The sequence below is a fragment of the Filimonas zeae genome (assembly GCF_014641615.1).
In the GTDB taxonomy this organism is placed as follows: Bacteria; Bacteroidota; Bacteroidia; order Chitinophagales; family Chitinophagaceae; genus Filimonas; species Filimonas zeae.
Genome location: NZ_BMIB01000004.1, coordinates 773,054 through 797,425 on the forward strand (window position 1 = coordinate 773,054; position 24,372 = coordinate 797,425).

The following is a 24,372-nucleotide window of genomic DNA, read 5'->3' on the forward strand; positions in this document are numbered from 1 at the left end:
TAAAAGCGGTGGAAACGATTACGTAACCATCGCTTTTTATTTTTAACCCGATATACATTTAAGTTTCATTAGTACCATGACCACTTTCGAAGCCATCGTAATCGCCATTGTTGAAGGCCTTACCGAGTTTTTACCCGTATCTTCTACCGGCCACATGATTATAGCCAGTTCTTTAATGCGTGTAGCACAGGACGACTTTACCAAACTGTTTGAGGTGGCTATTCAGTTAGGCGCCATTATTTCGGTAGTAATTATTTACTGGAAGCGCTTTTTTCCGCTCAACCGCTGGAACTTTTATTTTAAACTGATTGTAGCCGTAATACCTGCGCTGGTATTAGGTGCCTTGTTTTCTGATAAAATTGATGAATTGCTGGAAAGCCCCACTACCGTAGCGGTAGCCCTGTTGGTGGGTGGCATTGTGTTATTATTTATCGACCGGCTTTTTACAAGCCCTGCTATTGAAGAAGAATCGCAGATTAGTTTTGGGAAGGCTTTTGTTACCGGCATATGGCAGTGCGTAGCCATGTTGCCAGGTGTAAGCCGCAGTGCTGCCAGCATTATTGGTGGTATGCAGCAGAAAATGACACGTAACCTGGCCGCTGAGTTCTCATTTTTTCTGGCTATACCTACTATGGCAGCCGCTACCGGTTACAAACTGCTGAAAACGTTTAAAACAAACCCCGATGTACTGAAAGACAGCCATAACCTGATGCTGCTGGCTTTAGGCAATGTGGTGGCTTTTGTGGTAGCCATGCTGGCTATTAAGTTTTTTATAGGCTATGTACAGAAATACGGATTTAAGTTGTTTGGCTGGTACCGTATTATACTGGGCGTAGTATTACTGATGCTGATTTACAAAGGATACCTGTAACCTTTTAAACCATTATATGGGCACCGCTTCTAAAAAAGTAGTTAATGGCTGGGCTATGTACGACTGGGCTAACAGTGCGTACAACCTGGTAATTACTGCCACCATATTTCCGGCATATTATACAGCCATTACCCTTACACAGTCTGGCACTAAGGTTAGCTTTTTCGGCCGCAAGCTGGAAAACTCTGCCCTGCTGGATTATACAGTAGCTGCGGCTTACCTTATTATTGCCTGTATAAGCCCTGTTTTAAGTTCTATTGCCGACTACAGCGGCAACAAGAAAAAGTTTATGCAGTTTTTCTGCTACCTGGGCGCTATCAGCTGCTGCTGCCTGTTTATGTTAACGCCTGCTATGGACAGCACGTTTAAGCCCATTGGGTTTAGCCCCATGGTACTGGAAGGCAGCATGCTGTTTTTTATGCTGGCAGCAGTAGGCTATTGTGGCAGCCAGGTGTTTTACAACGCTTATTTGCCTGAAATAGCTGCTGAAGCAGATCAGGATAAAGTAAGCGCCAAAGGTTTTGCCTACGGCTATGTGGGCAGCGTATTACTGCAGCTGATATGCTTTGCAGTAGTAATGTTACCTGTGGTGCCGGAGCAGTATAAGTACTGGCCGCCCCGCATTTGTTTTATACTGGTAGGCTTATGGTGGCTGGGGTTTGCACAGGTGGCATTCCGGCGCCTGCCCGCCTCTGTACCCTCCGGCACTGTGCGTACCGGCTCTATGGTAAAGCATGGCTTTAACGAACTTAAAAAAGTATGGCAACAGCTACAGCAGCTTCCGGTGCTGAAACGCTTTTTACGTTCCTTCTTTTTTTATAGCATGGGCGTACAAACCGTAATGCTGGCCGCTACCCTTTTTGGCAGCAAAACGCTGGAGCTGGAAAGCTCTATTTTAATAGTAACCATATTGATTATTCAGATTGTGGCTATTCTGGGCGCCTGGTTAATGAGTAAGCTCTCTGCCCGCTTTGGCAACCTTTCTGTACTGGCCGCTGTAATAGTAATATGGATATTCATTTGTATTGGAGCTTATTATACAGAAGCACGCAATCCTTTGCAGTTTTATATACTGGGCGGATCGGTTGGTTTGGTAATGGGCGGTATACAAAGCCTTAGCCGCAGTACCTATGCCAAGCTGATGCCCGAAACAAAGGACACCGCTTCTTTCTTTAGTTTTTATGATGTAACAGAAAAGCTGGCTATTGTAATAGGCATGACCAGCTTTGGATTTATAGAAGAAATTACCGGCAACAACATGCGCAACTCGGTGCTGGCGCTGGGCGTTTATTTTGTAATAGCTTTTATACTGATGTTGTTTGCCATTGGCAAGCTGCGCCAGACAAAGCAGGTGATAAAGTAATACCATATGAAACTGTACACGATTGATACGGAGCTGTTTAAACTGGATGGCGGCGCTATGTTTGGTGTAGTACCCAAAACCATCTGGAACAAACTGAACCCGGCCGATGAAAATAATATGTGCACCTGGGCTATGCGTTTGCTGCTGATTGAAGACGGCAAACGCCTGATACTGGTAGATACCGGTATAGGTAATAAACAGGATGCTAAATTTTTCAGCCACTATTATCTGCATGGCAATGCCACGCTGGATAACTCACTGGCTAAGCACGGCTTTCATCGTGATGATATTACAGACATTATTCTTACCCATCTGCACTTTGACCATGTAGGCGGTGCTGTACTGAATAACAACGGTAAGCTGGAACCTGCTTTTAAAAATGCAGTGTACTGGAGCAACACCTTACACTGGAACAGCGCAGTACAACCTAACCCGCGTGAAAAGGCTTCCTTCTTAAAAGAGAACATTCTGCCTTTGCAGGAAAGCGGGCAGTTGCAGTTTATAGAAGGGCCTTATACAACCACTGTACAAAATGGTGCCGCACTGCCCCCCTTGCACACGATACACACACCCTTTACAGCAGATATTGCTATCCGTTATGTAAATGGCCATACCGATAGTATGATGCTTCCACAGATACAGTACAAAGGGCATACCCTTTTGTACATGGCAGATCTGCTGCCTTCTACAGGCCACATACCCCTGCCGTATGTAATGGCGTATGATATGCGCCCGCTGGATACGCTGAGCGAGAAGGCTGCATTTTTACAGGAAGCAGCAGATAACAACTACATTCTGTTTCTGGAACACGACCCCGTAAATGAATGCTGCACCCTACAAACAACAGAAAAAGGTGTCCGTTTAAAAGACACCTTTACATTAAGTTCGTTATAACTAAATATTACCAGGAAATAAGGGAAGTCATCGGATGGCGCAGATTGCGGTATTGCATCATATCTACCTTTACAGTGCCTACCGCAATAGGGCTTTCAAAACGCAACGGTATATGATTGGCATCATCCGTTACCCAAACGCTCATTTTTTCTCCACCGGTAAACAACGTACCCTTCAGCAATAGCGGTTTAATTTTAATAGCCCGGAATTTACCATATTTGGTTTTTACCGTTTCCTTGCCCTGGTAGCGGATATACAAATCGTACACCTCGTTATCCAGAAACATTTTAAAAGGTATCTTATCGCCGGGGCTGTATTTATTAAAGTCGATATTACGCATGTAGTAAAAAGAACTTACAACATCCTGTATACAAGGTGGCACCTTATATACGCCTTCTGTTGTTATAGCGGTATTGGTTTGCTGGTTAAAAGTAATGTTCTCATACTTCTTATAACCACCTTCATCAATGTTACGCACAAACTTCAGCGGTTGTAAGGTACCGGTATCAAAGTAAGACTCATACTTGTCTCTTACTTTAAATATCCAGTCGTAACTGTTATTAGAGGTGCCCTGTGCTGTTATGTGATATACAGGGTGATTGTTCAGGCGCTCCAGCGAACTGCTGAACGAAGCGGTACCGGCGTTTACATAAATACCGGCAACAGCATAGAATACGGTGTAAGTAACCGATTCGCCGGCGTGGAAAGCTGTATTACGTATCCCACAGAAATCATCCCCTGCTGACAGCCTGAACCAACAAACCGAACAAAGCAATAGAGTTGTAAATTTCTTCACGTTATTTTCTGAATAGTTTGATACCTAATATAAACAAACTTCCGGCCAATGATGGTAATATTAAGTTAATACTCCATATACCGGCCGCTGTAGCAATAATACCAATAGTATTCGTGCTCAGCAAACCAAATAATTGTAAACTCGCATTACCTCTTACGCCTAATTCTGCAATAGGTATGCTGGGTACAATAGCCAGTACCAGAAACATAACACAGATTAACCACCAGCCATCTATTATGCTTATATGAACATCAAACACCTGCATCAGCAGCAGGTACTGAAACGTAAACACTGTAAAGCGGCATACAGATAAAGAGAGCACACGGGTTAGCTCGCGCCAGTGCAGCGTTTCTACATTCTGTATAAAGTAACTGAATTTAGATACGAAAGGAATACGCTCTACCCAGACAGTGATACTTGATAATTTATAATATACTAATAACAATAAAAGGGTTCCTACTATTATAGCATATAGCAAACCATCGAACCAGAATTCTGATAAACCTTCCAGATGCCGGCCTTCGGTAAGAATATAGGTACGCATGTAAATTAAACCGCCAATGCCGGCCACCATGGTTACCACCAGCTGACTAACACTGCCTACCAGTGTTAACGCCACAGAACGCAGGCGGTTACCTTCATCCATGTACAAAATACGCCCCACATATTCCCCCACCCGGTTGGGCACAAACAAGGTCATAGCCAGGCCAGATAGTACCGCCTGAAAAGCCCGGAACAAACTGATTTTTTGAACAGACTGCACAAGCACCTGCCACTTGCGCGCTTCTATGCCCCAGTTTACCAGACTCAGCGCCATTACCAGCCAGATTTTCCACTGCTGGGGGCCACGAAGAGATTGTTGAATTACCTGCCAGGAGTTTTTCAGGTTCTCCTGCTGTTGTATGCGGCGATAAATAGCATACGTTAACACAATAAACAGGACCGGACCAACAATATAGTTTAGCAATATCTTATACTTCCGCTTCAGCTTGGTGTAATTTTGCCCAAACCTACGGTAAAACAACTATTTATAACAGGGTTAAAGTATTTTCACAACGGGATGAAGAAACCGGACTACATAGTAATGGGAATTGACCCCGGAACATTGGTAATGGGCTATGCCCTTATTGCTGTACAGGGAAATAAAGCGCGCATGCTGGTAATGGATGTGCTGAAACTGAGCGCGGATAAGGATATATACGGCCGTTTGGAGAAAATACATACCCGTGTATCTGAACTGATTGAGATACACAAACCAGATCATTTTGCTATTGAAGCACCCTTCTTTGGCAAAAACGTTCAGAGTATGTTAAAACTGGGCCGGGCCCAGGGCGTAGCTATTGCAGCAGCCATGCAGGGCAAGGTACCTGTAACAGAATATTCACCCAAAAAGGTGAAACAATCTGTTACAGGCAATGGTAATGCTGACAAAGAACAGGTTTGGAAAATGCTGCAACAGGTGATGCAGCTGGAAGAAAAACCTGCTTTTTTTGATGCCACCGATGCGCTGGCGGTGGCTATGTGCCACCACTACCAGCTGGGCTCGCCTTTAGGCCAGCTAAGCAAAGGTCTGAAAGGCTGGGAAGACTTTATTGCCAAAAACCCCGGCCGCGTAACTATAAATAAGAAGTAATTTTTTGTTGAGCCGCTGCCAGCTCTTCCGGCTCCGCTTTCTTTTTAGAAGCCAGTATATCTGCATCTGCCATACCATTCATAGGAATCAGATGTACGTGTGCATGCGGCACCTCAAAACCCAGGGTAAGAATATTTACCCTATCGCAGGGGAAAGCCTGTTGAATAGCTTTGGCTATTGGCTGCGCAAAGGTGAGCAGGCCATTCAGATACTCAGCCGGCAGATCGAACAAGCGGTCTACCTCTGTTTTGGGTACCACCAGTACGTGACCAGGCGTAGCCGGAAAAATATCCAGGAAAGCAAAAAAGCGATCGTCTTCAGCAATTTTATAAGAAGGTATTTCTCCGGCAATGATTTTAGAAAAGAGTGTCATGCAATATCTTTAAAGTCAGGAAAATTAATAAAACCTTGCGCCTGTACACAAAAAAGGCTGCTCTTTTACAAGGCAGCCCTTTTTGCGGTTATGTAACATAACCGGTAATAATTTATATAGAGATGTCCTCTACTTTAAACTTAATAACGCCTGTAGGTGCCTGCACCTCGGCAATTTCGCCTACAACTTTACCCAGCAGCCCTTTACCTATAGGAGAACTGATAGATATTTTTCCGGCTTTTAAATCGGCCTCTTTTTCGCCCACCAGCTGATAAGTAACCGTTTTTTTAGTGGCTACGTTGGTAATGGTTACTTTGGTTAATATAGATGCTTTACTGGTATCAACTTCATCAGCGCTTACTATACGGGCACTGGCTATATGGGTTTCCAGCAGGGCCATTTTGGCCTCCAGAATTCCCTGTGCTTCTTTGGCAGCATCGTACTCGGCATTCTCACGAAGATCCCCTTTTTCCCGGGCTTCTGCAATGGCTCTTGCAGCCCCCGGCCTGTCCACCGTTTTCATGCGGTGAAGCTCTTCCTTCATCTTTTCGAGTGTCTCTTTGGTTACGTACATAACTTCACTCATAGTAAATCGTGTTTTTATGAGGGATAAAAAAAATACAACGCCACAGCGTTAACTGTAGCGTTGCAGAAATGTAAAGTTACAAATATAGCTTTTTTGCACTTCGCGTGCAAACGTCAAATGTTAAAAAATGCCCAGTTTGTCCAGTACCACCTTAGCCATTTTAAAGTACGCTTCGTGGCTGTAACCGGCTATGTGCGGCGTTACTAACACATTGGTTCTGTTGCATAAACGCTGCAATTGCTCCGTTTCCGCATCGGTATAAGTGGCCAGCTTTTCGTTTTCCAGCACATCTACCCCGGCAGCAGTAATAAGGCCCTTGTCCAGCGCACGTGTAAGGGCGGCAGTATCGGTAACCTTGCCCCGGCAGGCCGTAAGAAAGTAAGGTTTACGTTGCAGCTTCTGAAAAAAAGCATCGTTGGCATAGTGATGCGTTTCTTCGGTAAGCGGCAGGTGCAGGCTTACCACATCTGCATATTTTGCTATATGCTCCGGCTCTGCCTCATGTACCGTGTCTTTAGCAAAACCTTTATAATATTTATCGTACGCCAGAATATCTACCCCAAACGGTGCCAGCAAACGCGCATAAGCCTGGCCCGTGTTACCGTAACCAATAATACCTACTGTTTTGCCGGTAAGTTCAGTGCCACGGTTTTCATCGCGCAGCCACTTGCCCGCCTTCACCTCATCAAAACTGGTATGCAGTTTATTCATCAGGCATAATAAGGTACCTAGCATATGTTCGGCCACTGCATTACGGTTGCCTTCGGGGCTGCTTACACATTTAATGCCTTTGGCTTCTGCATAGGCTACATCAATCAGTTCCATACCACTGCCCAGTCTTCCTATCCACTTTAGCATAGGAGCCTTGTCCAGTATAGCCTGGTCAATTTTTAAACGCGTGGTAACAATAAGCCCTGTAATATCTCCCATTTTCTCTGCCAGCTCTTCATAAGTAATGGCTGGCGTATAAAGCACCTCATAGCCATTCTTCTGTAGTGTATCTGCCAGGTATTCATGCACCTTTGCTGTAACAATCACCTTGCTTTTCATCGCGTATTTTTTATCCTGTGCGGATGATTAGTAGTTCATAGAAAAAGTAAGTGCAGCAAAATCTTCCAGCGATAATTGCTCGGCACGTTTATCAAATATCGGATTCTGTAACACATCTTCCGTAAATAAAGAGCGCGCGGCATTGCGGAGGGTTTTACGGCGCTGGTTAAAAGCTGTTTTAACCAGATTTACAAAGTGCTTATGGCTGCGCATATCCACCAGTTCCGTTTTACGGGTAAGCAATATTACCCCACTCATTACTTTGGGCGGTGGATTAAAGCATTCCTGCGGCACATCAAACAGATATTCCACGTTGTAAAATGCCTGTATCAGTACACTGATTACCCCGTATACTTTGGAGCCTGGTTTGGAAGCCACACGCTGTGCCACCTCTTTCTGAAACATGCCTACCACATGCGGTACCTGATCTTTCCAGTCCAGTACCTTAAACAGTATTTGTGAGGAAATATTATACGGAAAGTTACCCACCACCATAAAACTGCCTTCAAAAGGTGGCTGGGCATCCAGAAAGCTCTGGTGAATAATACGGCCTTTCAGCTCCGGATACGTATGTTCCAGATATACTACCTTCTCCTCATCCAGTTCTACCGCTTTAAAATCTATATCCTTAAACTGTAACAGGTATTTGGTAAGCGCACCTCCGCCAGGCCCTACTTCCAGTAGCTGGGTAAAGGATTGCTGCTGTATGGCATCGGCAATTCTGCGGCAAATATTCTCATCCCGTAAAAAGTGCTGGCCTAATGACTTCTTCAGCGTGTATTGCATGCAGCAAAATTACCTGCAATGCGCAATATTTACGAGGTAAACCTGCTAAAAGGTGTATTTTTACGCATCAAACTGTAACGAATGAGCAATGAATTGCAAAAACCTGTGATAGGTTTCAGTTGTGGAGATTTGAATGGAATAGGCACAGAGCTGATTATTAAAACCCTGAGTGACAACCGTATACTGGACATTTGCGTTCCGGTAGTGTTTGCCAGCAACAAAAGCATCAACTTTTATAAAAAAAATCTGCCTGATGTTACACTCACTTATCAGGCAACCAAAGATATTACCCGCTTAAACTACAAACAGCTGAACGTAGTAAACTGCTGGGAAGATGATGTGCAGATTACCCCCGGCCAGCTGAATGAAATTGGCGGTAAATACGCACTGATTTCTCTGCAGCAAAGCGTACAGGCGCTGAAAGCAGGTCAGATTCATGGTCTGGTAACAGCACCCATTCATAAAAAGAATATTCAATCGGCTGAGTTTAACTATAGCGGCCATACGCCCTACCTCAAAGCCATGTTTAATGCCGATGAGGTAGTAATGCTGATGACAGCAGAAAACATGCGCGTGGCAGTATTAACAGAGCATATTCCTGTAAAAGAAATTGCCGTACACATTACCCGCGAAAACATTCTGAAAAAGCTGCACATACTGCACAACAGCCTGCAGAAAGATTTTGGTATTGACAAACCACGCATTGCCGTACTGGGTTTGAACCCACATGCCGGAGATGAAGGTTTAATAGGCAATGAAGAAGAAACCATTATTAAGCCTGCTGTTAAAGATGCACGCCATAAAAATATGATGGTGTTTGGCCCTTACAGCGCAGATGCCTTTTTTGCCCGTGGACAATACAATCAGTTTGATGCAGTACTGGCTATGTATCACGATCAGGGCCTGATTCCTTTTAAATCGCTGGCTATTGGCGAAGGCGTTAATTATACAGCCGGTTTACCGATAGTAAGAACCAGCCCCGACCATGGTACTGCGTTTGATATTGCCGGAAAAGGTAAGGCAGACGCTGCCTCCTTCCTGGCCGCGGTATACAATGCAGTTGACATTATACGCAGCCGCGCTACCTGGGCAGAAAGCCACGCCAACCCGCTGAAAAAGATAAGCGCCCGTGTACTGGCTAACGCAGAAGATGAAAAAATTGAAGAATCAGAAGGATAAAGAATTCATATGCTATACCTGGAAAATGAACTGTTAAAAGTGGCTGTAGCTGCCAAAGGAGCAGAGTTGCAAAGTATTGTACGGAAAGATACAGGCATTGAATACCTGTGGAGCGGAGATGCAAAATACTGGGGTAAAAAAAGCCCGGTACTGTTTCCTATAGTAGGCTCACTGAAGAAAAACCAGTACCTGTACAACATGCAGCATTATACCCTTGGCCGCCATGGCTTTGCGCGTGATATGGAGTTTGCTGTTACTGCACAAACGGCTGGTAGCGCCACTTTTACCCTGCGTAGCAACGAACAGACTTTTCAGGTATATCCATTCCATTTCAGTTTTTCTATCCGCTACGAACTACAGAACGATACCCTTTCGGTTACCTACGATGTAAAAAACGAAGGGGAAGAGAATATGTTGTTTTCAGTAGGTGCCCACCCGGCTTTTGCAGTACCACTGGTTGCAGGCACCAGCTTTGAAGATTACTACCTGCAATTTGACGCTACTGAAAATACCGGTGTATGGCCACTTTCCGCAGACGGCCTTATTGAAAACGCGCCAAAGCCTTATCTGCAACAAACCAATACCCTGCCATTGAACAAACCTATGTTTTATGGCGATGCGCTTGTGTTTAAACAATTTCAGTCGAAAAAAATAAGCCTTTTGAGCAAGGCCACCAGTCATGGCCTGCATTTTCACCTGGAAGGGTTTCCTTTTCTGGGTATCTGGTCGGCTAAAGATGCAGACTTTGTTTGTATAGAGCCCTGGTGTGGCATTGCAGATGGGGTATATGCATCGGGCAATCTGTTTGAAAAAGAAGGCATCAACAATCTGTCGCCCGCTACTACCTTCAGCAGAACCTGGAGCGTTAGCTTATTTTAACTGCAGTTACTTATTTACATTCAGGTATTGCTGCAGGGCTTTTACATAGTCTTCAAATGCAGCAATGCCCTTTTCGGTAATCTTACAAATGGTTTGGGGATAGTTGTCTTTAAACTGCTTTATCACCTCTACATAACCTGCTTCTTTCAGCTTCTGAATCTGCACACTCAGGTTACCCGCCGTAGCATTGGTTTTCTTTTTAATAAAAGTAAACTCTGCTTCTTTTACGCCAATCAGCAGACTTACCACTGCAAGCCGCAACTGCGAATGTAATATGGGATTCAGATCTTTAAACATTCGCCATTTTTGCTTTTAAGCACTTTCTACGCAGAATAAGTCCGGGTATAAGCCAGCTGAATATGCCTGCAAGGCCGTTCATTAATACATCGTACACAAAAGGGGTAAAAAGAGAGATGATGAAGAATACATAACACAGTATGCCTCCGATAATCATGGGTTTGAAGCGGGAAGCAATGCCGGTTGTTAATGTGGGAAGGGAATATAGTATCAGATAAAGAGAAGAGGCACTTAATGTAAAAGGGTAATATGCTGTTACCTCTTTTGTGCTGTTATTTCTGATAAGCAGTGTTTTACCTTCTGCTGCAAACATCTTAACGCTTATGGTGGGTACCACCTGCAGATAAATCAATAAGGCAAATACGCTGAATCCATAAACCATCCATACAGCATTCAGCCAACTCTCTTCATAAGTAAGCACTCTTCGGTTACGGCTTTCCCGGGCAGAAATTACAAACTGGGGAACAATAGCAATCAACACCACCAGCCATACATCAAAACCAATAGAAAAATTAAACATACGCTGGAGAAAACTCATAATACCTGCAAAGCCAACCACACTACCCCACAAAATAGCGCTGGTACCACTGGTATGAAAGTGGCCTTTTGCATTCTGCAGCATTTGAGTAATCAATTCCAGGCTTTCCTGGTGGGTAAGTTGCTTTTCCTCTGCCATAATTGAATAATATTATCCGGGAAGCTGTTGCCAGCTGAAGTTAGAAAACAAATAAACCTGATTGCTGGTTATGCTGCAAATATAACCGGCAATCAGGCAATAAAGTAAAGAGGTTCAGACTATTGGCAAAGCGGTAACATCTTCTCCGCTTCAGCTCCCCCCCAATGCGGATGTAGAGGTTTTACCTGCTCTGCTTTGCCCAGTGCAACTGCTTTTTCAAACAAAGGCTTTGCTTTGTCTTTACCACCACCGTATTGAGCGGGAGTACCAAACATAGCCATGCCCTGCAGATAATAGATACGCGGATTATCGGGATTGGCTTTAATGGCATTTTGCAAAGCTGCTGAAGCCTGCGAGCCATATGTTTGCCAGCGGTTCATAGGATCTACCAGCATTTGTATAGTAGTTGCCATGTTACGGATGGTATACAAATCTGCATTGGTTTCAATCGCTTCTGCTTTGCTTACCAGTGCCAGTGCCTTTGTAGCCAGCGCATCCTGATCGGCACTTTTATCGCTGTAAGCAGCTCTTACCTGTGCAAGTGCTGCATAGTAATAAGGCAGCCATTGTGTTTTTTCTGCATCGCCAATGCGTTCAAAAGCAGCAGAAGCAGTCTGCAGATCAGCAGAGGTTTTAGAAGAATCCAGTAAAGCCAGGTTCTTTTGAACAGCCTGTACATATTTATCGCTCTGCGCCTGTACGGCTATGCCGCTGCATAAGGCAATAGCTAAAATAAATGCTTTCATACTAGTTGTTTTGTTGATGGAAGAAATTATTGATTATAAATTGTTATTAATAATATCGTCAGTACGGTCTACTCCCCAGCTGATAAACACGCCTATCATAAAACTACGCTTAGCCGGTGGTAGAATGGGCTGCTTTACAGAGCCATCGTACGAATAGCGGTAACCCGACAGCTGCGTATTACCCAGCACGTTGCTTACGTTGGCTACCAGTACCATATTGGTTTTGGCATTTAACTTTCCTGCGCTGGGTACATAGTTTACGCTAAAGCCCAGGTTTTTAAAGCTGGTGGTTTTACCCTGATCGGCAATATTGAATTTGGTACCGGTATTATTCAGCATCAGATTATAGTAAGGTCTGCCGGTAGCAAAGCTGTACGTAAGGTTAAAGCCGGTTTTAATAGGCATAATAAAACGCTTGGTAACAATAGAAAAGGTATGTGCTGCTGCAAAGCCGGGCTGCATCTCCCCTGGGAAATTCTGGTAATTGCGTTTGGTATCCAGATAAGAATAGCTAACCCAGTAATCGAAGAACTTTACCGTTTTTCTGTCGCGCCAGAATAGTTCAGCCCCCTGTGCATAACCATAGCCACTGGTATTATACTCAGGAAATGTTCTTACCAGGCGGTTGTATTTTTTATAAAATGCCTCTAACCGTAACATTTGCAGGCGTGTGCTTTTGGTATAGTTGAGTATATAATGTGTGGCCTTGGTAAAACCCATATCACCACCATACCTCAACTCCATATTCTCCGGCTTCTGGTAAAACATACCATACGCAAAAGACAACTGAGATTCTTTGCCAATTTTATAAGCCATAGCAGCACGCGGTGCCAGCGCCGTTTTGTTTATAACAGAGGCATGCTCCAAACGCGAACCCAGTGTAAACGCCAGATCATTGGTTACATAAAAATTGGCTTCCGCAAACAGCGCATTGTAGTTATCTGTAACGTTATACGTAGTATCTCTGAAACGCAGCGGATTTTCGCTGTACCAGTACTCTGAACCAAAACGGATAGTGTTAATGCCGGCAAGGCGCTTTTCAAAAACAGCTTTCAGTTGTGCAACAGTCTGGCGGTTGTATAATCTATAGGTTTTATTATTCATCCAGCTAACGGCGGGCATAAATTGTTTGGGCTGGTTATTGGCGTCCTGCACCTGCATCCATATATTATCGCGGTTGGTGCTGAATCCTGTACTCAACTGCATTTTCCAGCCATTACCCAGGTTTTCGCGCCAGCTAAGGTTGTTATACCAGTTGTAGTTATTTAAGTCAAAAGCGTCTTTCAGGTAAGCACTGTCTATATCCGGCCTTCTCAGCCCCAGGCTGCTGTTGCTGAAAGTGGTGTAGTATTTAACAATACCTCCTTTGGTTTTAATACGGAAGTTACCCTCTGCATTATGAAACTGAGGCACTTTAAAATAATCAGGTGTTTGTTTTACCAGCTCAAAGTAAGCGGCTACGTTTACATAGTTATAGCTGATACCCCAGGACGATTTTTTATTCGCTGCTACCTGCTGCGTACCCAATGTGGCAAACAAGGGAGATAAAGCCACATCTATTTCGGAACGTTCAGGCATATCAATAGACTCCATGGTAAGTGCAGCCGACAAAGCCTGCCCGTATAAGGCAGAATAACCACCGGTAGCAAACACCATCCCTTTAAACAGGAAGGGAGAAAAACGTCCCCGTTGTGAAATATCCGGTACGCTGGAAAAATAAGGGTTGTTTACCATGGTTCCGTCAATAAACTGTTTTGTCTCATATCCGGCACCACCACGCACAAACAGCCCTTCCTGGTCATTTACCTGCTGTGCACCGGGCAGTGTTTTAAAAGCAGCAGTAATATCGGCCCCTGCACCACCGGTGGTAGCAATATCCAGTGAATTCATTACCGCTCCCCTTTTGGCATCACCCGCCGCAAAAGAACCTGCCGTAACTACTACGGCCTTCAATTCATCAATCTGCTCTTTTATAGAAAGCTGTAACTCTAGTGTGCCGCTGGCTTCTAAAGCAAGCGTTTGTTCAAACATTTTATATCCTACCGCATTTACCTGTAGCTTTTGTTCTCCTTTTTCGGTTGTAGTAAAGTTGAATTTGCCGGTGGAATCTGCCACACCACCATCGTAAGAGTTAAGAATGCTGATAGAAGCGCCGGGAACGGGTTTACCTCTGCCATCTTTTACCATACCTGTAATTTTTACCTGAGCCAGTAAGGCCAGCGGTAACAGGTATAAGGGGAGTAGAAGGGCTTTTTTCATGTCAGTTTTGTTTTGCAAGGCTAAAGTAAACCAGTTTACATTATAAACCAAACTAAAAAACAAACCCGCCGACAGGTAAACACACTAACCGGTTCAAAAGCAATCAGATAATCCTAAAAAAGAAACGGCCCCGCTTATTGCGGGGCCGTCCTTTATACTCAAACTTCTTCTGAAATAGTACTATTTGTACTGAGGAATCAGGCTTTTTGCCAGCGCTACTGTTTTTTCAACACCAGCATCAGACAGGTTACCTTTCTTAAACTCAGCCAATACATCAGCATGTTTGTTTTGCATTTCCAGCAGGAAGTGCTCTTCAAACGCTTTAACTTTTTTCACAGCCACTTCACGTAACAGACCCTGAGTACCCAGGTAAATAATAGCTACCTGCTTTTCTACAGAGAATGGAGAGAACTGCGCTTGCTTCAGGATTTCCACGTTACGGGCACCTTTGTCCAGTACCAGTTTGGTAGCAGCATCCAGATCACCACCAAACTTAGAGAATGCTTCCATTTCACGGTATAAAGCCTGGTCCAGTTTCAGGGTACCAGATACCTTTTTCATGGATTTGATCTGTGCACTACCACCTACGCGGCTTACAGAGATACCTACGTTGATAGCCGGACGGATACCTGCGTTAAACAGGTTTGATTCCAGGAATATCTGACCGTCGGTAATAGAGATTACGTTGGTAGGTATGTATGCAGATACGTCACCAGCCTGTGTTTCAATAATTGGTAACGCAGTAAGGCTACCACCACCTTTTACCAGGTGTTTGATGGACTCAGGCAGATCGTTCATTTGCTTAGCGATAGCATCGTTGTTAATTACCTTCGCAGCGCGCTCTAATAAACGGGAGTGCAGATAGAATACGTCACCAGGATATGCTTCACGTCCCGGAGGTCTTTTCAGCAGCAGAGATACCTCACGGTAAGCTACAGCTTGCTTAGACAGATCATCATAGATAATCAGGGCAGGACGACCGGTATCACGGAAGAACTCACCAATTGCCGCACCTGCGAAAGGAGCATAGAATTGCTGAGGAGCCGGATCACTTGCAGAAGCTGCAACGATGGTAGTATAAGCCATAGCACCGTTGTCCTGTAAAGTTTTCATTACACCGGCAACAGTAGAAGCTTTCTGGCCAATAGCTACATATATACAATATACAGGCTTACCTGCATCATAAAACTCTTTCTGGTTGATGATAGTGTCAATACAGATGGCAGTTTTACCAGTTTGACGGTCACCAATCACCAGCTCACGCTGACCACGGCCAATAGGAATCATAGCATCGATAGCTTTGATACCGGTTTGCAGCGGTTCCTTTACCGGCTCACGATAAATTACACCTGGTGCTTTACGCTCCAGAGGCATTTCGTATAAATCACCGGTAACAGGGCCTTTACCATCAATGGCTTCGCCCAGGGTATTTACAACACGACCAACCAGGCCATCACCTACTTTAATAGATGCAATAGCACCGGTACGGCGTACTTTATCGCCTTCTTTAATTCCTTTGCTCTCACCCATCAATACCACACCCACGTTGTCTTCTTCCAGGTTCAATGCAATGGCTTTAACGCCGTTAGGAAACTCAACCAGTTCACCGGAACGTACGTTGCTCAGTCCATATACACGGGCAATACCATCACCCACCTGGAGTACGGTACCCACTTCTTCCAAATCAGCAGAGGCATTGAAATTGCTCAGTTGCTGCCTCAATATCGCTGATATTTCATCAGGTTTAATGTCAACCATATTTTGAAGTTTGTAGTTTTAAAAGTTATTTGAGCCTGCTTTCAAACAGGTTCACGCTGAATTGCTTTTTGATATCGTTCAGATCACGCAGTACAGAAGCATCCACCAAACGGTTATTAAATTCAAGTGTAAAACCACCAATCAGGCTTTCGTCAACAGCTGTTTCCAGGTCAACATTTTTCAGGCCCTGGTCTGCTTTCACCCGGGCAGCAATCGCATTTTTCAGCTCTTCGCTCACAGGTACTGCAGTAGTCAGCTTTACTCTGCCAATGTTATTGATAGCGTTGTATTGATCAATAAAAGCAGCTGCAATCTCAGGCAGTTCGCTTTCGCGGCCTTTTGCTACCAGCAATCTGCTAAAAGCGGCGGTTAATTCGCTTACATTGGATTTGGTAACAGCGCTGATAATCGCGTCTTTCTTATCAGCTTTGATAATGGGACTGCGTAACAGGTTAACAAACTCCCTGCTGCTGTTGCATACGGCCTGCAGGTACTGCATGTCTTTATATACCACCTCAAGCTGACCTTTCTCAGTAGCAAGGTCAACAAGACTTTTTGCATATCTGCCCGCTAAACGTGGATTAGGCATGTTGTTCTGTTGTGTTTAATTAAGTTTAACTCCTTCAGCCAGCTGCTTAATGTAATTCTCCTGCTCTGCTTTGTTAGCAAGTTCCTTACGTAAAATTTTCTCAGCCACTTCAATAACCAGGGTACCTACCTGATTTTTAACGTCGGCCAGCGCAGCATGTTTCTGATGGCTGATAGCAGCCTGTGCATCTGCCAGAATACGATCGTACTCGGTTTTTGCTTTGTCTTTAGCTTCAGCAACCATTTTATCAGCGGTTTCCTTAGCTTCTTTTAATAAAGTAGCTCTTTCTTCACGCGCCTTATTTAATAAAGTTTCGTTCTCGTTTTTCAGCTGTGCCATCTCAGCTTTTACCTTTTCGGCAGAAGCAATTGCATTGGCAATATTATCTTCTCTGTCTTTCAGCGTCTTCAGAATCGGCTTCCAGGCAAATGCTTTCAGAATAAGGAACACCAACACAAATGCGATGAATGTCCAGAATATAATACCAAAACCAGGTAGTAAGAGTTCCATATAGTATCTGCTTAAATATTTTTTGCTTAATGCCCGCTGTGGGCGTGTAAATCAACTGCATCCTCGGCCCTTTGCGTTGGATGCAGTAAATTCTTTTTCGTGGAAAGTGACTATGATAAAACAGCCAGCAGACCAGCGATTACTGCGAACAGGGCAACACCCTCGATGAACGCAGCAGTCAGGATCATGCTCGCACGGATATCACCGGCAGCTTCTGGTTGACGTGCAATTGATTCAACTGCACCTTTACCAATCTGACCAATGCCGATACCAGCACCGATTGCAGCGATACCAGCACCCAGTGCACCACCCAGTTGAGCAGTACCTTCCAGTAAAATGTTTGCTAAAGACATACTATGTGATTTTGATATTAAGAAAATGTTTATAGACTAAATTATGCGAAAACCTCACCGTGATCATGGTGTTTGCCATTATGATCATCATGACCATGACTGGATTCAAACGCCTGACCAATAAATACCGCTGTCAGGTTGGTAAAGATGAAAGCCTGGATAAATGCTACCAGAATTTCTACCATGTAAATGAAAACCGTAAATGCCAGTGATACAGGTGAAAAGCCCCAGCCAGCCGCAGCAGCCATTTTACCAAAGATGAAAATGAGCGATACGAAACTCAGGATTACAATGTGACCTGCAGTCATGTTGGCAAACAACCTGATCATTAAAGCCGCTGGTTTAATAAATATACCCAGTAATTCCACAGGAACCAGGATTAATTTAACCAGTAAGGGTACGCCTGGAGGCCAGAAAATGTGCGCCCAGAAGTGACCATCGGTGCTTATTAAAATTACAATCAGGGAAATTACAGACAGTACCAGTGTAAATGCAATATTACCTGTTACGTTGGCTGAACCCGGAATAAGACCAATAATGTTATTGATAAGGATGAAGAAGAATACAGTTAACAGATAAGGCAGATACTTGCGGTATTTCTCACGCAGGTTAGGCTTAGCCACTTCATCAATTACAAAGTTGATAACCGGCTCAATAGCATTCTGAAAACCAGAGGGTACGCTTTGTGCGCCCTGTGCTTTATACTTTTTAGCAACGTTAAGCATGATAACTACCAGCAGAATAACCGCCAGAAACATCTGCACTACGTTTTTGGTAAGAGACAGATCGTATACAGTAACAGAGGTATCAACAGCACCCGTTTCTGTTACAGCAATAATTTTGTTCTTCTCAATTTTATACCCTTCGTAAGCAACAGTACCTTCTTCAAAACGTGCGGAAGAAAACACCTTTAAGCCACGCTGAGGAGCATATACTATAATAGGTAAAGGAATAGTGGCATGGGTATGACCAAAAGAAAAGAAATGAAATTCATGCGCGTCCAGAACGTGGTGGATAATGGTTTCGCCTGGGTTAAATTCTCCATGAGCATCGCCATGGCCGCCATGGGCTTCAGGGGCATGCGCTTCTGTCTTCACAGTTAGAGAATCACCCTCATTTTGGTGGTGATCACGTCCGAAAGAAACATTAAAAAAAAACAACATAAAAGTGCTGAAAGTCACTCCCAGTAGGTATTTCATGCATCGGATGGTCATAATATCCTCAAATTTGGCGGCAAAGATAGGAGTTGCTGCACTAAAAATTGTAATCCGCAAGTCAAAATCGTAAAAAACTTAGTGTGTAGTTCCCACACTAAGAAGGTTGTGCAGCATGCTGTTTTTCAAATTGCATAGCGTGCAATTGCGCGTAGAATCCACCGGATTGCAATAATTCGTCATGTGTACCCATCTCCATAATTACACCTTTATCCAGCACAATTATTTTGTCAGCTTTCCGTATGGTAGACAGCCGGTGGGCAATAACTATAGAGGTACGGTCGGCAATAAGGGTGTCAATAGCCTTTTGAATCAGCATTTCACTCTCCGTATCTATAGAAGAAGTAGCCTCGTCCAGTATCAGCACGGCAGGATTGTACAGCAACGCCCTGATAAAGGAGATCAGCTGCCGCTGCCCCAGGCTAAGGGTGGTACCCCGTTCCATTACATTATAACTGTAACCACCTGGCAATTGCATAATAAACTCATGAACGCCAATCATTTTAGCAGCATTTATTACCTGCTCCTTGCTTATTTCAGGGTTACGGAGGGTAATATTATCCAGTACCGATCCGGAAAACAGAAACACATCCTGTAATACCACGCCTATACTGCTGCGGAGGGTATCCAGCCGGTAATCTTCAATATTTACATCATCAAGACGGATTTCGCCCTCCTGAATCTGATATAGCCGGTTTAACAGGCTGATAATAGAGGTTTTACCACTACCCGTATGCCCCACCAGGGCGATGGTTTCGCCGGGATTGGCGGTGAAATGAATATCCTTTAATATATAACTGCCGGGATTGTATCCGAAAGAAACATGGTTAAAGCTGATTTTGCCTTTTACCTGAGCAGGAGCAAAATCGCCCTCTTTCTTCATATAATCCTCGTTATCCAGTACTTTAAAAATGCGTTCAGCTGCCACCATCCCCATTTGAATAACGTTGAATTTATCTGCCACCACACGCAGCGGGCGGAAAATCTGGTTCAGATACAGAATAAAAGACACCAGCAGGCCCGCTTCCAGGTGTTTGCCGGCCACCCACCATACCAGAATACCGGTACTTACTGCCAGCACCACTTCCACAATAGGGAAAAAGATGGAGTAGGCAAAAATGGCCTTGATATTCGCATTCCGGTGGTCTTTGTTAATCTTATTAAACTTGGTCAGCTCCCGGTCTTCTGCCGAAAAAGCCTGCACAATAGACATTCCGGTAATATGCTCCTGCACAAATGCGTTTAATGCGGCAACAGCATTACGAACCTGAATAAAGCTTTTGTTTACGCTTTCCTTAAAATAGTAAGTAGCTACCAGCATTAACGGAAACGGAATAAGGCTGATCAGCGTCAGCTTCCAGTCTATCCAGAACATGGTAACCAGTGTTATCACTATCGTAAGCAGGTCTGCCACAATAGGCACCAGTCCGTCAGAAAAAATATCGTTGATGCTTTCAATGTCATTGATAGTACGGGTGGTAAGTGTGCCTATTGGTGTGGTATCAAATTGTTTCAGGTTTAAGCCCAGTATCTTTTTAAAAACACCCGTGCGCATGTCTTTTACCACACTCTGTCCCAGCCAGGAAGTAAGAAAGCTGAAACCAAAACGCACAGCCGTTTCAATAAACAGAAAAACAACCTGGAAAATAGTAACGGTAATAATAAAACGGTAGGCATCGCTCAGGTTATCGCTTCCCAGTAACCACTCCAGCGCGCGGGGTACAGCAGCATGTTTGCCGGTGGCTTTATCAATGGTTAACTGTATCAGGTAAGGCCTTACAGGTGTAAACAGCGCCAGCAGCGCAGCAAACAGCAAACTGGCGTAAAACCGCCCACGGTAGGGTTTTACAAATTCAAATACCCGTTTTAACAGGGAAAAATCGAAAATCTTCTTTTTAATGCCCGCGCTCATGATTATAAACCAAAGGTAAGTAAATTCGTAGTCTGTATGGATCAAACACAAGCAAGCCTTTCAGAACCGACAATACCAAAGTACACACTGACCGAAGAACAGGAAAAGAAAGAAATTCTGCGGCACTACCGTGCTTTGCTACGAAGTTTACGGGCCAAACTGAAAAGAGGCGATAAGGAATTGGTGAGGCAGGCTTTTGAAATGGCTGCAGAAGCGCATAAAACCATGCGCCGTAAAAGTGGTGAGCCCTATATTCTGCATCCCGTTGCTGTAGCCACCATTTGCGTGGAAGAAATAGGCCTTGGGGTACGCTCCACCATCTGCGCGCTTTTACACGATACGGTAGAGGATACCGATATTACCCTGGAAGACATTGAACGGGAGTTTGGTAATGAGATAGCCCGCATTGTAGACGGCCTTACCAAAATATCCAATGTAATTGACACCAACAGCAGCCAACAGGCGGAGAACTTTAAAAAGATATTGCTTACCCTTACGGATGATCCACGGGTAATTCTGATAAAACTGGCAGACAGACTGCACAACATGCGCACGTTGGATTACATGAAGCGCGAAAAGCAGCTGAAGATAGCCAGCGAAACCATTTGGGTATACGCCCCTCTCGCCCACCGTATGGGCCTGTATGCTGTGAAAACAGAAATGGAAGATCTGGCCATGAAGTACATGGAGCCACAGCAATACAAAGAGATAGCACGCAAACTGGCTGAAACCAAAAGAGAACGTACCCGCTACATTAACGAGTTTGTAAAACCACTGAAAGAGAAGCTTACCCGCGGCGGCTTTAACTTCGAAATATACGGACGCCCCAAAAGCATACACTCTATCTGGAACAAAATCCGCAAAAAAGGAGTAGCCTTTGAGGAAGTATATGATCTGTTTGCCATACGTGTTATTCTCAACTCCCCTCCTGAAAGAGAAAAAGAAGATTGCTGGAAGGTATACTCTATGATTACAGATGAGTATAACCCCTCACCAGAACGTTTGCGCGACTGGCTCAGCAACCCAAAAAGCAATGGTTACGAAGCCCTGCATACCACGGTAATGGGCCCGCAGGGTAAATGGGTAGAGGTGCAGATACGTACCAAGCGCATGAACGAGATTGCAGAAAAGGGCCTTGCCGCACACTATAAATACAAAGAAGGCAACAGCGATGAAGACCGCTTTGATAAATGGTTTGGACAAATCAGAGAGGTAATCAGCAACCAGGATACAGACAGTGTAGACTTTCTGGAAGACTTTAAAACCAGCTTCCTGGCTGAAGAAATTTATGTGTACACGCCTAAGGGAGATGTAAAAATGCTTCCTATCGGCTCCACAGCGCTGGACTTTGCGTTTTCTATTCACTCCGCTATAGGCAGCAAATGTATTGGTGCCAAAGTAAACCATAAGCTGGTACCCATCAGCCATAAACTGCGCAGCGGCGACCAGGTAGAAATTATTACCAGCAACAAGCAAAAGCCTACAGAAGACTGGTTAAACATTGTTGTTACTGCCAAGGCCAAAAGCAAGATAAAAGACTCGCTGAAAGAAGACAAACGCGCCATTGCGGATGAAGGCAAATACATTCTGCAGCGTAAACTGGATGGCATGAGCGCAGGATTTCATCAGCACAACATTGAAGAACTGGTTACCTTCTATAAACTGCCTTCGCAGCTGGATCTCTTCTATAATATTGCTGTTAAGCAGATTGACCTGAAAGAGCTGAAGGAGTTTCACGTACTGGGCGATAAGCTGGAAGCACCTAAACCGGTAAAACCAGTAACAGAGGCCAAAACAGAAACCGAACACAAACAGGTTCCTAAAAAAGATTCAGAACTGATCATATTCGGCGAAAGCAGTGATAAAATTATGTACAGCCTGGCCAAATGCTGTAACCCCATACCGGGAGATGACGTATTTGGCTTTGTAAGCACCGGTAAAGGCCTGATAATACATCGCACCAACTGCCCCAACGCCACACAAATGATGGCCAACTATAGCCATCGTATTGTAAAAACCAAATGGGCCAAGAATAAAGAAATCTCCTTCCTTACCGGTGTTAAAATCATTGGTATCGACGATGTGGGAGTTATTAATAAAATTACCAATATAGTCAGCGGAGAAATGCGTATCAACATTTCAGCGCTCACCATTGAATCCAAAGAAGGGCTTTTCCAGGGCTCCATCCGCATATTTGTACACGACAAAGAAGAGCTGGATGAACTGGTAAACAGGCTTAAACAACTCAACGGAATACAAACAGTTGACCGTTTTGATACAGAAGAGTTGGGATAAAAGAATGTAGAGACTATTTTTGCCACTCAAAATAAACACACTCAATAATGATTGATGTAATTCTGGGGCTGCAGTGGGGTGACGAAGGCAAAGGAAAAATTGTAGATTACTTTGCTCCCAACTACGATATTATTGCCCGTTTCCAGGGCGGTCCCAACGCAGGCCATACGTTGTATGTAGGTGATAGAAAGGTAGTATTACACCAGATACCTTCCGGAATCTTCCACCAAAACACTATCAACCTCATCGGTAACGGCGTAGTGCTGGACCCGGTTACACTGAAAAAAGAATGCGAAACGGTTGCTTCTTTTGGTATTGATGTAAAAAAGAACCTGTTTATTTCTGAAAGAACGAACCTGATTCTTCCTACACACCGCGCACTGGACAAAGCTTCTGAATCTTCCAAAGGCGATAGCAAAATCGGCTCTACCTTAAAAGGTATCGGCCCAGCCTATATGGATAAAACAGGCAGAAACGCTATCCGCGTGGGTGACTTACTGGACAAGAGCTTTACCACCCAATATATCAAACTGCGCCTCAAGCATCAGAAACTGCTGGACAACTTCCATTTTAATGAAGACATTTCACAATGGGAAGAAGAGTTTTTTGAAGCAATTGAGTTTTTACGCACACTCAACATTGTAAATGGCGAGTACTTTATCAACAACCACATGGCTAATGGTAAAAAAGTACTGGCAGAAGGCGCACAGGGCAGCATGCTGGATATCGATTTTGGCACCTTCCCGTTTGTTACTTCTTCCAACACCATTTCTGCAGGCGTATGTAATGGCTTAGGCGTTGCTCCGCAAAAAATTAAAGAAGTACTGGGTGTTACCAAAGCGTATTGCACACGCGTAGGCGGCGGTCCGTTTCCTACCGAACTGCATGATGCTACCGGTGAAGAATTAAGAAAAATAGGCAGCGAATTTGGCGCTACTACCGGCCGTCCACGTCGTTGTGGCTGGATTGATCTGGTGGCACTGAAATATACCTGCATGATTAACGGTGTTACACAGGTAGTGATGACCAAAGCGGATGTACTGGATTCTTTCGAAGATCTGAAAGTATGTACTTCGTATAATGTAAACGGCGTTGAAAAAGCAGAAGTGCCTTTTCAGATGACCCGTGTAAATATTGATCCTGTTTACAAATCCTTCAAAGGATGGAATAGTGACTCCACTAAAATTAAGGATGCAGCAGCGATGACGGCAGATATGAAGTCTTATATTCAGTTTATCAATGAGTATGTAGGCGCTCCAATCCGCTATGTATCAAATGGTCCGGGACGCGAGCAAATTATTCATTTATAATCCAGTCAGGCACTGAATTTGAGGTGCTGAAATTTTTTTGCTG

Annotated in this window: 24 protein-coding genes; 8 read left to right on the forward strand and 16 right to left on the reverse strand. The window is 44.2% G+C overall.

Translation table 11 applies throughout. The features are described 5' to 3' along the window. Nucleotides 1-76 precede the first annotated feature (76 nt). From IEY13_RS21625 to IEY13_RS21635, 3 genes are read left to right on the forward strand one after another with little or no spacing between them, the layout of a single operon-like run. Nucleotides 77-871, forward strand: coding sequence for an undecaprenyl-diphosphate phosphatase (locus IEY13_RS21625; RefSeq protein ID WP_188956136.1), 795 nt, complete (start codon nucleotides 77-79; stop codon nucleotides 869-871). Nucleotides 872-887: 16 nt separating this feature from the next. After that, on the forward strand, nucleotides 888-2,234 hold the full coding sequence (locus IEY13_RS21630; RefSeq protein WP_188956138.1) for an MFS transporter: 1,347 nt from the start codon (nucleotides 888-890) through the stop codon (nucleotides 2,232-2,234). Between the two features lie 6 nt (nucleotides 2,235-2,240). Further along, complete coding sequence (locus IEY13_RS21635; RefSeq protein WP_188956140.1) at nucleotides 2,241-3,128, forward strand: MBL fold metallo-hydrolase; 888 nt, start codon at nucleotides 2,241-2,243, stop codon at nucleotides 3,126-3,128. 7 nt (nucleotides 3,129-3,135) lie between these two features. Here IEY13_RS21635 and IEY13_RS21640 read toward each other — a convergent pair whose 3' ends face one another. Both IEY13_RS21640 and IEY13_RS21645 read right to left on the reverse strand, forming a co-directional pair. Further along, nucleotides 3,136-3,924: a DUF3108 domain-containing protein gene (locus IEY13_RS21640; RefSeq protein ID WP_188956142.1), complete on the reverse strand. Its 789-nt coding sequence runs from the start codon at nucleotides 3,922-3,924 to the stop codon at nucleotides 3,136-3,138. A gap of 1 nt (nucleotide 3,925) precedes the next feature. After that, entirely contained in the window at nucleotides 3,926-4,855 is a 930-nt protein-coding gene (locus IEY13_RS21645; protein WP_188956144.1) for a lysylphosphatidylglycerol synthase transmembrane domain-containing protein, read from the reverse strand. Nucleotides 4,856-4,984: 129 nt separating this feature from the next. Here IEY13_RS21645 and ruvC point away from each other — a divergent pair, with 129 nt between their 5' ends. Beyond that, nucleotides 4,985-5,557, forward strand: a complete 573-nt coding sequence (ruvC, locus tag IEY13_RS21650; RefSeq protein ID WP_188956146.1) for a crossover junction endodeoxyribonuclease RuvC — start codon at nucleotides 4,985-4,987, stop codon at nucleotides 5,555-5,557. Here the strand turns inward: ruvC and IEY13_RS21655 are convergent. The 4 genes from IEY13_RS21655 to rsmA form a co-directional block, all read right to left on the reverse strand. Further along, entirely contained in the window at nucleotides 5,541-5,930 is a 390-nt protein-coding gene (locus tag IEY13_RS21655; RefSeq protein WP_188956148.1) for an HIT family protein, read from the reverse strand. The two genes, ruvC and IEY13_RS21655, sit on opposite strands and share 17 nt — an antisense overlap. Nucleotides 5,931-6,042: 112 nt before the next feature. Next, nucleotides 6,043-6,516 carry a transcription elongation factor GreA gene (greA, locus tag IEY13_RS21660; RefSeq protein ID WP_188956150.1) on the reverse strand — a complete coding sequence of 158 codons (474 nt, stop codon included), beginning with the start codon at nucleotides 6,514-6,516 and terminating at the stop codon, nucleotides 6,043-6,045. Between the two features lie 120 nt (nucleotides 6,517-6,636). Next, the gene (locus tag IEY13_RS21665) at nucleotides 6,637-7,566 is read right to left on the reverse strand and encodes an NAD(P)-dependent oxidoreductase (RefSeq protein WP_188956152.1); all 930 of its coding nucleotides are present in this window, start codon (nucleotides 7,564-7,566) and stop codon (nucleotides 6,637-6,639) included. A 27-nt stretch (nucleotides 7,567-7,593) separates the two neighbouring features. After that, entirely contained in the window at nucleotides 7,594-8,352 is a 759-nt protein-coding gene (rsmA, locus tag IEY13_RS21670) for a 16S rRNA (adenine(1518)-N(6)/adenine(1519)-N(6))-dimethyltransferase RsmA (protein WP_188956154.1), read from the reverse strand. Between the two features lie 81 nt (nucleotides 8,353-8,433). Between rsmA and pdxA the strand changes: the two genes are divergently transcribed. Further along, the gene (gene pdxA / locus IEY13_RS21675) at nucleotides 8,434-9,531 is read left to right on the forward strand and encodes a 4-hydroxythreonine-4-phosphate dehydrogenase PdxA (RefSeq protein WP_188956156.1); all 1,098 of its coding nucleotides are present in this window, start codon (nucleotides 8,434-8,436) and stop codon (nucleotides 9,529-9,531) included. Between the two features lie 9 nt (nucleotides 9,532-9,540). After that, nucleotides 9,541-10,410, forward strand: a complete 870-nt coding sequence (locus IEY13_RS21680; RefSeq protein WP_188956158.1) for an aldose 1-epimerase family protein — start codon at nucleotides 9,541-9,543, stop codon at nucleotides 10,408-10,410. A gap of 6 nt (nucleotides 10,411-10,416) precedes the next feature. Here IEY13_RS21680 and IEY13_RS21685 read toward each other — a convergent pair whose 3' ends face one another. The 10 genes from IEY13_RS21685 to IEY13_RS21730 all read right to left on the reverse strand — a co-directional run bounded on the left by IEY13_RS21685 (nucleotide 10,417) and on the right by IEY13_RS21730 (nucleotide 20,724). Next, nucleotides 10,417-10,707 carry a winged helix-turn-helix domain-containing protein gene (locus IEY13_RS21685; RefSeq protein ID WP_188956160.1) on the reverse strand — a complete coding sequence of 97 codons (291 nt, stop codon included), beginning with the start codon at nucleotides 10,705-10,707 and terminating at the stop codon, nucleotides 10,417-10,419. Beyond that, the gene (locus IEY13_RS21690) at nucleotides 10,700-11,383 is read right to left on the reverse strand and encodes a hypothetical protein (protein ID WP_188956162.1); all 684 of its coding nucleotides are present in this window, start codon (nucleotides 11,381-11,383) and stop codon (nucleotides 10,700-10,702) included. Before IEY13_RS21690 ends, IEY13_RS21685 begins: the two co-directional genes overlap by 8 nt. Nucleotides 11,384-11,502: 119 nt before the next feature. Further along, nucleotides 11,503-12,129 (reverse strand): hypothetical protein, encoded by a 627-nt coding sequence (locus tag IEY13_RS21695; protein WP_188956164.1) that lies wholly within the window; start codon nucleotides 12,127-12,129, stop codon nucleotides 11,503-11,505. Nucleotides 12,130-12,162: 33 nt separating this feature from the next. Further along, nucleotides 12,163-14,388: a TonB-dependent receptor gene (locus IEY13_RS21700; protein ID WP_188956166.1), complete on the reverse strand. Its 2,226-nt coding sequence runs from the start codon at nucleotides 14,386-14,388 to the stop codon at nucleotides 12,163-12,165. Between the two features lie 180 nt (nucleotides 14,389-14,568). After that, a complete protein-coding gene (atpA, locus tag IEY13_RS21705) occupies nucleotides 14,569-16,146 on the reverse strand; it encodes a F0F1 ATP synthase subunit alpha (RefSeq protein ID WP_188956168.1) in 1,578 nt (525 codons plus the stop codon). Between the two features lie 25 nt (nucleotides 16,147-16,171). Next, entirely contained in the window at nucleotides 16,172-16,735 is a 564-nt protein-coding gene (gene atpH / locus IEY13_RS21710) for an ATP synthase F1 subunit delta (RefSeq protein ID WP_188956170.1), read from the reverse strand. Nucleotides 16,736-16,750: 15 nt separating this feature from the next. After that, nucleotides 16,751-17,245 carry a F0F1 ATP synthase subunit B gene (atpF, locus tag IEY13_RS21715; RefSeq protein ID WP_188956172.1) on the reverse strand — a complete coding sequence of 165 codons (495 nt, stop codon included), beginning with the start codon at nucleotides 17,243-17,245 and terminating at the stop codon, nucleotides 16,751-16,753. A 110-nt stretch (nucleotides 17,246-17,355) separates the two neighbouring features. Continuing rightward, entirely contained in the window at nucleotides 17,356-17,598 is a 243-nt protein-coding gene (gene atpE, locus IEY13_RS21720) for an ATP synthase F0 subunit C (RefSeq protein WP_188956174.1), read from the reverse strand. Nucleotides 17,599-17,639: 41 nt separating this feature from the next. After that, a complete protein-coding gene (atpB, locus tag IEY13_RS21725; RefSeq protein WP_229687952.1) occupies nucleotides 17,640-18,797 on the reverse strand; it encodes a F0F1 ATP synthase subunit A in 1,158 nt (385 codons plus the stop codon). A gap of 112 nt (nucleotides 18,798-18,909) precedes the next feature. Then, entirely contained in the window at nucleotides 18,910-20,724 is a 1,815-nt protein-coding gene (locus IEY13_RS21730; protein ID WP_188956176.1) for an ABC transporter ATP-binding protein, read from the reverse strand. A gap of 36 nt (nucleotides 20,725-20,760) precedes the next feature. Between IEY13_RS21730 and IEY13_RS21735 the strand changes: the two genes are divergently transcribed. Continuing rightward, nucleotides 20,761-23,019 carry a RelA/SpoT family protein gene (locus tag IEY13_RS21735; RefSeq protein WP_188956178.1) on the forward strand — a complete coding sequence of 753 codons (2,259 nt, stop codon included), beginning with the start codon at nucleotides 20,761-20,763 and terminating at the stop codon, nucleotides 23,017-23,019. Nucleotides 23,020-23,066: 47 nt separating this feature from the next. Continuing rightward, the gene (locus IEY13_RS21740; RefSeq protein ID WP_188956180.1) at nucleotides 23,067-24,329 is read left to right on the forward strand and encodes an adenylosuccinate synthase; all 1,263 of its coding nucleotides are present in this window, start codon (nucleotides 23,067-23,069) and stop codon (nucleotides 24,327-24,329) included. The last annotated feature ends 43 nt before the right edge of the window (nucleotides 24,330-24,372 follow it).

What these genes read in the sequence shown, in the direction of transcription:
- IEY13_RS21625 (WP_188956136.1), top strand. Translation starts at nt 77, where the DNA reads ATGACCACTTTCGAAGCCATCGTAATCGCCATTGTTGAAGGCCTTACC.
- IEY13_RS21630 (WP_188956138.1), top strand. Translation starts at nt 888, where the DNA reads ATGGGCACCGCTTCTAAAAAAGTAGTTAATGGCTGGGCTATGTACGAC.
- IEY13_RS21635 (WP_188956140.1), top strand. Translation starts at nt 2,241, where the DNA reads ATGAAACTGTACACGATTGATACGGAGCTGTTTAAACTGGATGGCGGC.
- ruvC (WP_188956146.1), top strand. Translation starts at nt 4,985, where the DNA reads ATGAAGAAACCGGACTACATAGTAATGGGAATTGACCCCGGAACATTG.
- IEY13_RS21655 (WP_188956148.1), bottom strand. Translation starts at nt 5,930, where the DNA reads ATGACACTCTTTTCTAAAATCATTGCCGGAGAAATACCTTCTTATAAA.
- greA (WP_188956150.1), bottom strand. Translation starts at nt 6,516, where the DNA reads ATGAGTGAAGTTATGTACGTAACCAAAGAGACACTCGAAAAGATGAAG.
- IEY13_RS21665 (WP_188956152.1), bottom strand. Translation starts at nt 7,566, where the DNA reads ATGAAAAGCAAGGTGATTGTTACAGCAAAGGTGCATGAATACCTGGCA.
- rsmA (WP_188956154.1), bottom strand. Translation starts at nt 8,352, where the DNA reads ATGCAATACACGCTGAAGAAGTCATTAGGCCAGCACTTTTTACGGGAT.
- pdxA (WP_188956156.1), top strand. Translation starts at nt 8,434, where the DNA reads ATGAGCAATGAATTGCAAAAACCTGTGATAGGTTTCAGTTGTGGAGAT.
- IEY13_RS21680 (WP_188956158.1), top strand. Translation starts at nt 9,541, where the DNA reads ATGCTATACCTGGAAAATGAACTGTTAAAAGTGGCTGTAGCTGCCAAA.
- IEY13_RS21685 (WP_188956160.1), bottom strand. Translation starts at nt 10,707, where the DNA reads ATGTTTAAAGATCTGAATCCCATATTACATTCGCAGTTGCGGCTTGCA.
- IEY13_RS21690 (WP_188956162.1), bottom strand. Translation starts at nt 11,383, where the DNA reads ATGGCAGAGGAAAAGCAACTTACCCACCAGGAAAGCCTGGAATTGATT.
- IEY13_RS21695 (WP_188956164.1), bottom strand. Translation starts at nt 12,129, where the DNA reads ATGAAAGCATTTATTTTAGCTATTGCCTTATGCAGCGGCATAGCCGTA.
- IEY13_RS21700 (WP_188956166.1), bottom strand. Translation starts at nt 14,388, where the DNA reads ATGAAAAAAGCCCTTCTACTCCCCTTATACCTGTTACCGCTGGCCTTA.
- atpA (WP_188956168.1), bottom strand. Translation starts at nt 16,146, where the DNA reads ATGGTTGACATTAAACCTGATGAAATATCAGCGATATTGAGGCAGCAA.
- atpH (WP_188956170.1), bottom strand. Translation starts at nt 16,735, where the DNA reads ATGCCTAATCCACGTTTAGCGGGCAGATATGCAAAAAGTCTTGTTGAC.
- atpF (WP_188956172.1), bottom strand. Translation starts at nt 17,245, where the DNA reads ATGGAACTCTTACTACCTGGTTTTGGTATTATATTCTGGACATTCATC.
- atpE (WP_188956174.1), bottom strand. Translation starts at nt 17,598, where the DNA reads ATGTCTTTAGCAAACATTTTACTGGAAGGTACTGCTCAACTGGGTGGT.
- atpB (WP_229687952.1), bottom strand. Translation starts at nt 18,797, where the DNA reads ATGAAATACCTACTGGGAGTGACTTTCAGCACTTTTATGTTGTTTTTT.
- IEY13_RS21730 (WP_188956176.1), bottom strand. Translation starts at nt 20,724, where the DNA reads ATGAGCGCGGGCATTAAAAAGAAGATTTTCGATTTTTCCCTGTTAAAA.
- IEY13_RS21735 (WP_188956178.1), top strand. Translation starts at nt 20,761, where the DNA reads ATGGATCAAACACAAGCAAGCCTTTCAGAACCGACAATACCAAAGTAC.
- IEY13_RS21740 (WP_188956180.1), top strand. Translation starts at nt 23,067, where the DNA reads ATGATTGATGTAATTCTGGGGCTGCAGTGGGGTGACGAAGGCAAAGGA.